This window comes from Roseateles sp. GW821-FHT09G03, from assembly GCF_059416045.1.
On the sequence record NZ_JBWKOK010000008.1, the window covers coordinates 58,995 to 71,188 of the forward strand.

General features: G+C 68.3%; 11 protein-coding genes. 6 read left to right on the plus strand and 5 right to left on the minus strand.

Features of this window, described 5'->3' with window-relative positions; genetic code table 11:
* Nucleotides 1-55: 55 nt before the first annotated feature.
* Nucleotides 56-979, minus strand: coding sequence for a M14 family metallopeptidase (locus tag AC07OZ_RS24660; protein WP_495469714.1), 924 nt, complete (start codon nt 977-979; stop codon nt 56-58).
* Nucleotides 980-1,131: 152 nt separating this feature from the next.
* On the opposite strand from AC07OZ_RS24660, the gene AC07OZ_RS24665 reads away from it, so the two are divergent.
* The 4 genes from AC07OZ_RS24665 (at nt 1,132) to AC07OZ_RS24680 (ending at nt 3,973) form a co-directional block, all read left to right on the plus strand.
* Entirely contained in the window at nt 1,132-2,121 is a 990-nt protein-coding gene (locus tag AC07OZ_RS24665; protein ID WP_495469715.1) for an aldo/keto reductase, read from the plus strand.
* A gap of 101 nt (nt 2,122-2,222) precedes the next feature.
* Complete coding sequence (locus AC07OZ_RS24670) at nt 2,223-3,374, plus strand: hybrid sensor histidine kinase/response regulator (protein ID WP_495469716.1); 1,152 nt, start codon at nt 2,223-2,225, stop codon at nt 3,372-3,374.
* Between the two features lie 148 nt (nt 3,375-3,522).
* Nucleotides 3,523-3,720: a hypothetical protein gene (locus tag AC07OZ_RS24675; RefSeq protein WP_495469717.1), complete on the plus strand. Its 198-nt coding sequence runs from the start codon at nt 3,523-3,525 to the stop codon at nt 3,718-3,720.
* A 19-nt stretch (nt 3,721-3,739) separates the two neighbouring features.
* Nucleotides 3,740-3,973, plus strand: coding sequence for a hypothetical protein (locus AC07OZ_RS24680; protein ID WP_495469718.1), 234 nt, complete (start codon nt 3,740-3,742; stop codon nt 3,971-3,973).
* Between the two features lie 54 nt (nt 3,974-4,027).
* Here AC07OZ_RS24680 and AC07OZ_RS24685 read toward each other — a convergent pair whose 3' ends face one another.
* Both AC07OZ_RS24685 and AC07OZ_RS24690 read right to left on the minus strand, forming a co-directional pair.
* Nucleotides 4,028-4,243 carry a cold-shock protein gene (locus AC07OZ_RS24685; protein WP_495469719.1) on the minus strand — a complete coding sequence of 72 codons (216 nt, stop codon included), beginning with the start codon at nt 4,241-4,243 and terminating at the stop codon, nt 4,028-4,030.
* Between the two features lie 226 nt (nt 4,244-4,469).
* The gene (locus tag AC07OZ_RS24690) at nt 4,470-5,462 is read right to left on the minus strand and encodes an MBL fold metallo-hydrolase (RefSeq protein ID WP_495469720.1); all 993 of its coding nucleotides are present in this window, start codon (nt 5,460-5,462) and stop codon (nt 4,470-4,472) included.
* Between the two features lie 189 nt (nt 5,463-5,651).
* On the opposite strand from AC07OZ_RS24690, the gene AC07OZ_RS24695 reads away from it, so the two are divergent.
* Nucleotides 5,652-6,548: a LysR family transcriptional regulator gene (locus AC07OZ_RS24695; RefSeq protein WP_495469721.1), complete on the plus strand. Its 897-nt coding sequence runs from the start codon at nt 5,652-5,654 to the stop codon at nt 6,546-6,548.
* On the opposite strand, the gene AC07OZ_RS24700 is transcribed toward AC07OZ_RS24695, so the two are convergent.
* Entirely contained in the window at nt 6,529-8,115 is a 1,587-nt protein-coding gene (locus AC07OZ_RS24700; protein WP_495469722.1) for a M20/M25/M40 family metallo-hydrolase, read from the minus strand. The two genes, AC07OZ_RS24695 and AC07OZ_RS24700, sit on opposite strands and share 20 nt — an antisense overlap.
* A 134-nt stretch (nt 8,116-8,249) precedes the next feature.
* On the minus strand, nt 8,250-10,082 hold the full coding sequence (locus AC07OZ_RS24705) for a M4 family metallopeptidase (RefSeq protein WP_495469723.1): 1,833 nt from the start codon (nt 10,080-10,082) through the stop codon (nt 8,250-8,252).
* Between the two features lie 414 nt (nt 10,083-10,496).
* On the opposite strand from AC07OZ_RS24705, the gene AC07OZ_RS24710 reads away from it, so the two are divergent.
* Complete coding sequence (locus AC07OZ_RS24710; protein ID WP_495469724.1) at nt 10,497-12,179, plus strand: acyl-CoA dehydrogenase family protein; 1,683 nt, start codon at nt 10,497-10,499, stop codon at nt 12,177-12,179.
* Nucleotides 12,180-12,194: the final 15 nt, after the last annotated feature.

The window sequence follows — 12,194 nt, forward strand, 5'->3', positions numbered from 1 at the left end:
CGCCCAGTTCTGGCAGCAGTCCCCGCGCCACCTCGCGACGCGGGGGGCGCCGCTTTCAGGGTCGGTGCGCGATGGCGAAATCAAGCGCGGAACGCACCGCCGCCACCTGGGCCTCGACGCATTCCTCGGGGTTGGTCCGCGGACTGTCCGGATACACCTCGGTGGTCGTCGTGAACGGGGCCCGCGTCACGCACGCGCACAGCCCCGAGTTGCGGACGGGGAACTCGATGACGCCTCGCGCGCTCAACGGGGCGCCGATGATGTGGCCGTCCGCATCGGGTGGCGCGATGTGGGTGACCTGCTCCACCGCCTCGATGATCGCCTGCTGGAAGTCGAGGCGGGTCGTCTCGCTGTCGCCGACGAGGTAGAAGCCGTCGGGCACTTCCTCGGCTTCGAGCGGCTTGCCGTCGCGGGCCGCCAGGGCCAGACGGAACTCGGTGATGTCGGTGTCTGTCGTCTCGTGCAGGTCGATGTGCAGCAGGAATTGGCCGGCGTAAGGCGCCAGCAGTTCGATCAGCGCGGAGGACTCCGCGGCCTCGCGGCGCGCGCCGAAGTTCCGGTTGGGATCGACCGCGTGGTAGTTCCAGCGGCACACCCGCTCGTAGGCCCACGGGCTGACGCACGGCACGACGAGGACATTCACGCGATCGCTGAACGCCTGCGCGTGTTCCTCCGCGAAACGCAGCGCGCCCAGCACACCGCTGGTCTCGTAGCCGTGCACACCGCCGGTGACCAGCGCCACGGGACGCGCCGGGTCCCACGTGCGGCTCTTCAACGCCAGCAGCGGGTAGGTGTCGGCGCCGTAGGTCAGCTGCCCGTAGCGCACGATCTCGAAGCGGTCGGCCAAGGCCTCGACGCGCGTGACCACGTCGTCCTGATGGCGCCGGGACACGACCTGGCGCTCGCGCCAGGCGGTGCGTTCCGCGTCGCCCCACGGGACGCCGGGAGTGCCGATGGGATAGAAGCGCGCTGTGCTCATGAATGCTCCGAATCCAGGGAGGGACATCAAGACGGCGAGTGTCTCCCATTCACGATGCTCGACTATCCTGCGCCGGCATTTCCGGCCGCGAGGGATCGCATCTACGCTTTCTCCACGCGGCATTGACCTGATTTCAACCAGGAGCTGCAAGCATGAAGTACACGAAGCTGGGCAACACGGGACTGGACGTCTCGCGGCTGTGCCTGGGATGCATGACCTTCGGGGCCGCCGACGTCGGCAATCACAGCTGGACGCTGGACCTCGACGCCTCCCGCCCGATCTTCCGCAAGGCGGTCGACAGCGGCATCACCTTCTTCGACACCGCCAACAGCTACTCCGGCGGGACGTCCGAGCAGATGGTCGGTGTGCTGCTCAAGGAGATGACGCGCCGCGAGGAAGTCGTGCTCGCGACCAAGATGTATTTCCCGTACGAGACGCCCGAGGGCGTCAAGCATCGCCGCGGGCTGTCGCGCAAGCAGGTGCTCGCCGAGATCGACGCGAGCCTGGCGCGCCTGGGCACCGACTACGTCGACCTGCTGCAGATCCACCGCTGGGACCACGACACGCCGATCGAGGAGACGATGTGCGCGCTGCATGACGTGGTGCGCTCGGGCCGGGCGCGTTACCTCGGCGCGTCCTCGATGTACGCGTGGCAGTTCGCGAAGGCGCAGGAGGCGGCCCGCCGCAACGGCTGGACGCCGTTCGTGAGCATGCAGAACCACGTCAACCTGCTGTATCGCGAAGAGGAGCGGGAGATGATCCCGCTGTGCGCCGATCAAGGCGTCGGCCTGATCCCGTGGAGCCCGATGGCACGCGGCCGCCTGACCCGGCCCGCCGACGAGGCCACCCCGCGCCTGCAGACCGACGACGTCGGCAAGCGGCTCTACGACAAGACGGGGGATCAGGACCGTCCCGTCATCCAGGCGGTGCAGGACCTCGCGGCCAAACGCGGCGCGAAGATGGCGCAGATCGCTCTGGCGTGGGTGCTCGCGAAGCCGCAGGTGACGGCGCCGATCATCGGCGCGTCGAAGATCGCGCAGTTGGAGGACGCCGTGGGCGCGCTGGAGCTCGCGCTCGATGCCGGCGAGATCGCCGCGCTGGAGGCGCCCTACGTGCCGCACGTGATCAGCGGGCACGAGTAAATCCGGGCCGCGCGGTTCACGAGGTTGCGCTACCCTCTGCGCTCGGAATCGGGCATCCGCCTCCGGTGGCGGTGTCATGGAATCGGTCAAGGAAAACAGGGATGGATGCAGCACATCAGGCGCGCGGGAGGCGCACGATCCTGCTCGTCGACGACGAGGCGGTGCATCGTTACGCGCTCCGGCGCCGGCTTGAACTCGCCGGCTTCGCGGTCATCGAGGCCCAGGACGGCGCGGAGGCGCTGCGGCAGGCCGTGGCCGGTGTCGGCGTCGATGCGATCATCCTCGACGTCATGCTGCCCGACATCAGCGGCTTCGAAGTCTGCCGCCAGTTGCGCGCGTCGAAGTCGGCCTCGTCGGTCCCGATCATCCATGTCTCCGGCATCCACGTCGCGGACCGGGACCTGGTCCATGGCCTCGAAAGCGGGGCTGACGCCTATCTCACGCGGCCGGTCGACGAGGACGTGCTGATCGCCAACCTGCATGCGCTGCTGCGGCGACGCGACGTGCTGCGGTCGCTCTCCGACGAACTCGACCAGAAGCGCCTCGACGAGGAGCGTGCGCGCGACCTGTTCCTGGCGATCCTCGGACACGATCTGCGCAATCCGCTGGACACGATCTCGATGAGCAGCCAGTTGCTGGCGAAGGCGCCGCCCTCGGCCGACCTGACGCAGAAGATGGCGTCCCGCATCACGGCGGCGTCGCGGCGCATGACGCACATGCTCGACGACATCCAGGACTACGCCCGCAGCCGGCTCGGCGCCGACCTGATCCTGCGGCGCGCGCCGCAGCGGCTGGGCGCGCTGGCGTCCGCGGCGATCGACGAGGTCCGCGGGGCCAACCCCGGTCTCGTCATCGACCTGGTGCAGGAGTCGCCGGACGACGGCGTGTGGGACGGCGACCGGCTGTCGCGGGTCATCGCCAACCTCCTGCGCAACGCCGTGGAGCACGGGGCCGTGGGCCGGCCGATCGTCGTGCGGACCGGCGGCGACGCGGGCCTCCGGCAGTTGTCGGTGCGCAATGAAGGCAGGCCGATCCCGGACGAGGTGCGGGGCAGGCTCTTCGAGCCAATGGTCCATCGGGCCGCGGACGCGCCGGCGGCCAGCAACATGGGCCTGGGGCTCTTCGTGTGCCGCACGATCGTGGAGGCGCACGGTGGACGCATCAGCGTCGAGACCGGCGAAGCGGGCACCGAGTTCCGGTTCGAGCTCCCCGCCGGCCCCCCGGATGCGCCGGCAGGGTCGGAAGGCCGCTGAGCTACTATCGGCCCATAGACCGTGAGGTTGTCATCCCGAAGTCCTTGCTTCGTTCGAAGGTCTCGAACGCACCGCAAGTCCTCGCCTTGATCGCTTGGCGCTTCTGTTCGGGCCGCATGTCGCGGCGCGAAACGCGAGGAGTAGGGCAATGGCTTCACCGCAAGACCTGGAGACCCTCCGGGCCTCGTTGCGCACGTGCGTGGACGCGCTTCATCGACGTCGCGCGAGCGAGATCCCCGAACTGCTGATCGACCGGCTCGTGAGCCAGCGATGGCTCGAATGGCGGGGCGGGGCCCTGTGTCTCACCGCGGACGGCGAGAGCATCTACTGGCAGGAGCTCGTGTGAGCGCCGCGAGGGGGCGGTCGTGCTGATCCGGACACGGCTGGCCAACATCATCGGCCTGCGGATCGATTCGTTTGATCTGGTGTTTGTCACGGCACCCGCGACGGACGTCGGGGCGGTGATCTATCAGCGGCCGGGGCTGCCGACGCGGAGGGTGCTCCACGTGGAGGGCGTCGCCGATGATCGCGAGGCGGCTGCGCAGGCGATCAGGAGAGAGCTCGACCCGTCGCTGCAAAGCGACGGGTGGAAGCTGTGAGCGGGGCAGGCGCGCCTCGGTAGAGGCTGGGCCTGACGCCCGCTCGGCTCGTACTTAGATGGTACGGATGCCGGAAGCTTGCGGACCCTTCGGGCCGTCCTTGGTCTCGAACTCGACCTTGGCGCCTTCGGCCAGCGTGCGGAAGCCGCCGGTGCTCTGGATTTCGCTGTGGTGAGCGAACAGGTCCTTGGAGCCGTCGTCCGGGGTGATGAAGCCGAAGCCCTTGTCGTCGCTGAACCACTTCACAGTGCCGGTCTTCTTGGTCGTCATGGTGTTTCCTTTTGGAATGAATGAACAGAGATACCCGGCGCGCCATGCGGGCCGGGACAGAAACACTCAAGAACTTGCAGCGGGGGGGTGTTGCTGAAGCAGTCCACTCACACGAAGGGCCCGGGGAGGGCCGGCGGCGGCTGCAGAAGAAGACCTCGTTAGAAAGGTCTTGTGCGAATCTATCCAGCTAATGTAGCACGGATGGGCCACCGGTGGTCCCTTGCATTCACTTCATCTCGCGATGGTCGAAGTGGTCGTTGATGTAGGGCATCGGGATCCAGCGATAGCCCTTGCCGTCCGCCTGCAGGTGACCGACGCCGGGGAAGCTGACGTGGTCGCCGGCGACCCAGTAGCGGCCCTTGAGCGCGTCGGCGAAGGCGGCCTTGCGCGTTGCCGCCGCGGCCTTGGGGTCGACGTCGAAGGCGACGGTCACGTCGGGCCTGGGCAACTGCACGTCGGCCACGTGGAGCAGGTCGCCCCAGAACACCAGCTTCTCGCCCTGGCTCTCCAGCACGTAGAAGCTGTGGCCCGGCGTGTGCCCCGGCGCGGGCAGCGAGCGGATGCCGGGGAAGAGCGCGGTCTCGCCGCTGAAGGGCTTCACGCGGCCCGCGTCGACGTAAGGCTGGACCTTGGCCGAGGCCTGGTCGAAGTAGACCTTCAGCGCCTCCGGGGCGCGGGCACGCTGCGCCGCATTCAGCCAGTAGTCGAGCTCCTTGCGTTCGAGGTGCAAGGTCGCGTTCGGGAAGACCAGGCGCGTGCCATCCATCAGGCCGCCGGTGTGGTCCGTGTGGATGTGGGTGATGAGGATGTCGGTGATCTGCTCCGGCGCGTAGCCGGCGGCCTTGAGGCTCGCGCCGATCTTGTTGAGCTTGGGGCCGTAGAGCTCGCCGGTGCCGGCGTCGATCATCACCAGGCGGTCGCCGGCCTTGATCAGGAAGGCGTTGATCGAGGCCTCCACGTCGATGCCTTGGTAGGTCCGCGCGAGGCGCGTCGCGACCTCCTCGGCGCTGATGCCCTTCAGCACCTGCTGCGCGGGAATGGGCAGGGTCCCGTCCGACAGCGCGATCACCTCGAACGCGCCGATCTTGAAGTGCTGGTAGCCGGCCTGGATGTGGCTGAGCTTGGGTGCTGCGGCGTCCTCCGCATGGACGGCGGGCGCCACGGTCGCGAAGGCCGCGGCGAGTGCGAGGGTCAGGGTGAGGAAGGAGCGATTCATCATGGTCCTGTTGAAGTCGGAGGCTCGAAGCGAGCCGGGTGATGGGTCAGTGTGGTCATCGATTGAGGCGATACCATCTCGACGGTTTTCGCGGGCTTGAGGCCCATTCCAGAGGGACGGTGCGAAGCGTAGGCCGGACCCGGCCGGGAGCGTGAGTCGTCAGATTCGATGGGAGGTATCGGAATCGTGGATATGAGACGTTCGGATCTGCACCTGCTGATCTCGCTGGACACGCTGCTCGACGAACTCAACGTCACGCGCGCCGCGCAGCGGATGCACATCAGCCAGCCCACGCTGTCGGGACATCTGGCCAAGCTCCGCGAGCTGTTCCAGGACCCGTTGCTGGTGCCGTCGGAGACGGGGCGCGGCATGGTGGCCACGGAGCGCGCGCTGGCGCTGCGGCCGGCGCTGGCGCAGGCGCTCTCTCAGTTGCGCGAGGCGGTCGCGCAGCCGCACGACTTCGATCCGGCGACGTCGGCGCGGACCTTCACCGTCGCGGCCAACGACAGCGTGTTCACCATCCTGGCGCTGGACGTGTTGGCCGAGGTGATGAGCCACGGCAATCCCGCGCTGCGGATGGCCGTCGTGCCGGCCTACGACACCGGGCTGGTCGAGCGCATGGCGCGCGGCGAGGTCGACCTGTTCCTCGGCGACATCGACAAGGTGCCGGAAGCACTGAAGGCGCGCTTCCTGTTGAGCGCCGACTTCGCGCTGGCGCAGCGCCGCAGCCATCCGCGCGGAACCAAGCCGCCGAAGCTCGATGAATACTGCGATCTCGGCCACGTCATCGTGTCATCGAAGGGCGAGTTCTCGTCGTCGGTCGACGACGCCCTGGCCAAGCTGGGCCGGCACCGCCGCGTGACGGCGGCGGTGCCGAGCTACAACCAGGTCGCGCTGGTGCTCTCGCAGACGGACCTCGTCACGACGCTGCCGCGACAGCTGCTGCAGCGCTACGAGTCCTTCGTCGACCTGCTCGAACTCCCGTTCGAGCTGGCGCCGTTCCGGCTCGCGATGGCGTGGCATCCGCGAGCGCAGAACGACGCGGCCGGGAAGTGGCTGAGGGACCGCTTCACTGCGGCCGGTACGTGACCTTCAGCTGGTAGTTCCCCGCCGAGTACCCGTAGACCAGCACGTACACGTCGCCGTTGGCCGTCATGTTGACGCTGCAGCCTTCGGTCGCCGTGGAACCGTCCGACTTGCAGGTGTAGGTGCTCGTCGTCGGCACCGCGCTCTTGCGCACGTAGAGGTCCATGTCGCCGGTGCCCGTCGTGCTCGCCGCGAGGCTGCCGCCGTTGGCGACCTTGAACGGACCGAAGCTCTTGCTGGCGCCGCGCGCCAGGCTGCCGCTGAAGTTCTCGGTCTTGTCCGTCGGTGGCGGCGTGCCGGGGCCGTCGCTGCCCAGTTCCACCGCATACGCCGCGGCCATGCGCGCGAACTTGAGCGCGTGGTCGGCCTGACTGCCCATGTTGGCGTAGGTGTCGTTGGCCGTGTGGATGTACGGGTTGTCCGCGCTGAAGCTCGACTCGAAGGGCATGCTCGCGAAGAAGCCCTTGGCGTTCCACGACGCATGGTCCGAGCACGCGTAGCCGCAGCGGTCCGTGCCCACGCGCAGCGTCGGCAGGTAGGTCGCGATCACGTTCGTGAGGAAGGTGTTCTGCGCGCTGTCCGTGTAGTCGGTGAAGATGTAGATGTCGTTGGCCGCGCCCTTGTAGTTGGTCATGTCGAGCTGCAGCACCCCGACCACGTTCGTGTTGGCCGCGGCGAAGCTGTTGGCGATCTCCTGCGAGCCGCGCAGGCCGACTTCCTCCGCCGCGTAGGCCATCAGCTTGATGGTGCGGCGCGGCTTGTAGTTCGCCTGCACCAGCGCGCGCAGCACCTCGGTCAGGCTGGCGACGCCGGAGGCGTCGTCATCGGCGCCCGGCGCGCGCATCGTCTCGCCCGAGCCGCCGGACTGGTTGATCGAGTCCAGGTGCGCGCCCATCACGATCACTTCGCTGCCGTTGTCGCTGCCCTGGATCGTGGCGATCACCGACTTCTGCGCCCAGCCTGAATGGGTGAACTGCTCGACCGTGATGTCGCCGCGGCCGGCGCCCAGCGTCGTCCACTTCTGCTTGAGCCAGTTGGACGCCGCCACGCCGCTGCTGCTCGTGTAGTAGCGGTTGATGTTGGCCGACAGGTCGACGATGGTCTGGCCGATGTTGCTGGCCTGCATCTGCGACAGGATGGGCGTCACGACGGCCTGCTGGTCGATCGTGTAGCTCGGCCGCGTCGCGAGCAGCGCGGCCGCCAGCTGTTGCGAGGCGGCGGGCGTGCTGTGGCGCTTCAGCGAGGCCAGGCCGGCCTCCTGGGTGGCGTGGTACATGTAGCCGCCGCAGCGGCGCAGCTCTTCGTGGATCGAGTGGCTGAGCGACGCGAGCGCGTCCTCGTCCACCTCGACCAGATGGATGCTCTCGGGCTTGGCGGCGAAGGACAGCGCCGACGCATCCTGCGCGGCATCGGCCTTGACGCTGGCCACGGCGCGCGCGGCCGGACGGTGCTTCTGCAACTGGGCCAGCGCGGCGTCGCCGAGGCTGATCCAGACCTTGTCGCCCGCATACGCGGGCGTGAGCGCGGCCAGGCCGACGCACACCGCGGTGATGGTGAGGAATGAACGCATGGGTGTTCTCTCCGGAGTCGTTCCAGGAATGGCGAAGCCGGCGCGCCGCGCGGGGCGGCGCGCCGGAGTCCGAGGCGTCGCGCAAGGCGACGCGTCGGGATCGATCGCTCGATCAGGCGGGGGTCAGCCGCGGATCAGTACGTCCCGACCAGGGTCGCGCTGGTCACCTTCGCGTACGCGCTGACCAGCACGTAGTACACGCCGGCCGTCGGCGCGGAGAAGGTGATCGTCTCGGCGTTTGTCGAGCCGATCGAGCGCTTGTCGTAGCTCGTGGTCGTCGCCGCGGAGCCGCGCTTGACGTAGACGTCGCCGTCGCCCGTGCCGCCGGACAGCTTGATCGTCAGCGTGGAGCGGCCCGCCGGGACGGTGATGCTGTACAGCTTGGTCGCACCCGTGGCCAGTGAGATGCCGCTCACCGGCACGCCCGAGGTCAGCGGGGTCGCGGTCGGCGGCGGCGTGGTGCCCGAGCAGCTCACACCGACGCTGGCGAAGGCGGCGGTCACATCGGCCTTGGCGTAGCCGCGGTTGGTCGCCGCCGTCTCCACGCCGCAGGCGCCCTGGTTGAAGGTGCTGTTGGCGGTCCAGTAGAGGCGGTTGGCGTCGACCATCACTTCGAAGGCCTTGCGCGTGTTCCAGCCCGGCTTGGTCGCGAGCAGGTAGAAGGCCTTGTTGTAGACGCCGCTCGAGTAGTGCACGTCCATGCCGCTGCGGTAGTCGGCCGCATTGCCGATGGAGCTGCCGTCGCGGGTCGGATCGTCGAAGTAGCGCAGCGCGCCCGAGCCCTTGAAGATCTGCGCGCCGACCAGCCAGTCGTTGCTGCCGTTGTTGCGGTAGTACTCGGCGGCTTCGCCGGCCATGTCGGAGAAGGCTTCGTTCATGCCGCCCGACTGGCCGGAGTAGGTCAGGCCCGAGTTCTGCTCGGTGAAGCCGTGGCTCACCTCGTGCGCGGAGACGTCCAGCGACACCAGCGGATAGAAGGTGGTGCGGCCGTCGCCGAAGCTCATCGCCGTGCCGTCCCAGAAGGCGTTCTCGTAGTTGCTGCCGTAGTGGACGCGCATGTACAGCGTGCCGGTCAGCGGACGGATGTTGAACCAGTCCCCGTACATCTTGAAGATGATTTCGCCGAAGTAGTGCGCGTCGTTCAGCGGCGAGTAGGCGCCGTTGATCTGCTTGTACTCGTTGCGCGAGCAGGTGAACTGGAAGGGCGTGTTGCTGGCGCCGGTGCTGCCGTTGAGGTTGACGGTGACGACGTTGCCGGAGTTCATCTGGCAGGTGTCGGTCACCTTCAGCGGCGGGTAGTCGGTACCGTATTCATAGCGGCCGGTCTTGGCGTTGCCGCCGGGCCCGGTCGCGTCCTTGTGGGCCAGGCCTTCCCAGCGCTCCAGCACCGCGCCGGTGGTGGCGTCGATCATGAAGTGCGGGCGGCTCGGCTGCTTCGCGTCGTGGCGCACGAAGGACACCAGGTAGAACAGCTGCGCCTTGTTGTTCTGGTTCAGCCGGACGTACAGCTTGACCTGCTCGTTCTCGGTGATCGCGGCGTTGATGGATCCCTTGGCCTGCGCCAGCGCGCCTTGCGCGGTCAGGCTGGCCTGCGTGGAGGGCAGATCCTGCTGGATGTTGGACAGCATGCTGCCGGAGAAGCGCGAGGCGCCGGCCTCGCTGCTCTCGACCACCCCTTCGCCCCACACCGGGACGCCCTGGTAGTACTGCTGGTGACGCGTGACGACCTTGCCGCCGGCGTAGGTCTGGCTGCGCACGGCCTGCAGGTCGCTGGCGCCGAGTCCCAGCGCCGTGGCGGCGGACTGCGGCGCGGCGCTCGAGGCGCGCATCTGCGTGTTCACGGGGGAGGAGTCGTCGAGCAGGACGCGGTCCGCGGCGATCGCCTGGCAGGCGGCGGTGGCCGCGGCGGCGAGGATGCTGGCGCGAATGGCGCGCCGGATGAATGCCTGTGTGGAAACGTTAGACATAAGCCTCTTTCTTTCGTGATGGATCGATCAGATCTCCCGAAGAAATGGCCGTGCGCGCTCAGGTAGGAACGGGACGGCCCCCTCTGTTCGCGACCCGTGGTGGGGCCGTGTCAGATGTTCTTGGAGGTACGGCTGGCGCCGCGTCCCGAGGTGTCGCCGGGTGCCCCGGAGGTCCCGAGGTCAGGTCTTGTGTGGTCCGGACGACTGGGCGAATGTAGGGGCTTCGCAGGCCGCGTCGGACTGTCAGGCCTTACAGCCGGTGTAACCCTTGCAACGAAGTTTTCGGGCACGTCCGTGGCTGGCGTGCGCGCGATAGGCGAGGATCCGGATTGCCGCGACCCCGATCCAGAGGACATGCTGGAAACGAGGGACGCATCAGGAGCCGCACACCATGACGACCATGGAGGAAACCCCATGAATGCCGATGTCGACGACGCCCATTCGGCCTCCGGATGGCGCACCCACGAGATCACCAACCAGGTCGACGAGCTCAACGACTACTCGCTGCTCGCCACCGATCCGGCGCTGAAGGAGGCGCTCACGCGCGCCGGCGCCGAGGCCTTCGTGCCAGGCTTGAGTGCGTACGCGACCGAGCTGGGCCGCGCCGGGACCTTTGCGATCGCCGAGCGCATCAACCGCGTCACGCCGACGCTCGACAACTTCGACAAGCGCGGCCGCCGCATCGACCGTGTCGAGTTCGACGCCGGCTGGCACGAACTGCTGGCGATGTACCGCCGGGCGGATCTGGTCGCGATGCCATTCCGCGACGAGCGCCCCGGCCGCTGGGCCGCGTGGGCCGCGGGCTTCTACCTGCACGGGCAGGTCGAGGCCGGCACGCTCTGTCCCGCGACGATGACGCAGGCCAGCATCCCGGTGCTGCGCCGCGAGCCGCCGTTGTGGGACGCGCTGCGCGACCAGCTCTTCAGTACCGAATACGACGGGCAAGACCTGCCCCTCACTCAGAAGCGCTCGATCTGGCTGGGCATGGGCATGACGGAGAAGCAGGGTGGGTCCGACGTGCGCGCCAACACGACGCGCGCCGAGCCTGTGGGGCCGGGTGGCCGCGGCGGCGAGTACCGCCTCACGGGGCACAAGTGGTTCTTCTCCGCGCCGATGTGCGACGCGCACCTGGTCGTCGCCAAGACGCCGGACGGCGCGCCGGGCTGCTTCTTCGTGCCGCGCTGGCGGCCCGACGGGACGAAGAACGCGGTCAACCTGCAACGTCTGAAGGACAAGGTCGGCAACCGCAGCAACAGCAGCTCGGAAGTCGAGTTCCAGGACGCCTACGGCGTGCTGATGGGCGAGGAGGGCCGCGGCATCCCGACCATCATCGAGATGGCCACCTACACACGGCTGAACTGCGTCGTCGGCAGTGCGGCGATGCTGCGGCAGGCGCTGGTGCAGGCGCTGCACTACACGCGGCACCGCAGCGCCTTCGGCAAGCGGCTCGCGGAGCAGCCGCTGATGCGCGCGGTGCTCGCGGACCTCGCGCTCGAGAGCGAGGCCGCGATGCAGCTGAGCCTGCGTCTGGCGCATGCCTTCGAGCACCAGGACGATCCGCGCGAACGCACCTGGATGCGCCTGGTCACGCCGGCGGCGAAGTTCTGGGTCTGCAAGCGCGCGGTCGAACTCACCGGCGAGGCGATGGAAGTGCTCGGCGGCAACGGCTACATCGACGACGGCATCATGGGCCGGCTCTACCGCGAGGCGCCCGTCAACTCGATCTGGGAAGGCTCCGGCAACGTGATGTGCCTGGACGTGATGCGCGCCGTCGCGCGCGATCCGCAGGCCTTCCTGGCGCTGCTGGAGGACTTCGAGGAAGACCTTGGCGACGACCGCGCGCTGCGCGCCGAACTCGATGCGCTGCGCAGCTTGCTGGCGACGCCGCCGGAGCAACTGGAAGCACTGGGCCGCCGCTTCGCCACGCGGCTGGTGCTGCTGGCACAGGCGGCGCTGCTGCGCCGGCACTCCCCCGGCTTCGTCGCCGACGCGTTCATCGCCAGCCGTCTCGATCCGCAATGGGGCGCGGTCGCCGGGGTGCTCGATACGCGTACCGTTGACGTCGACGCGTTGTTGCGGAGAGCCTTCCCGGCGTGACCTAAACTCGTCCGC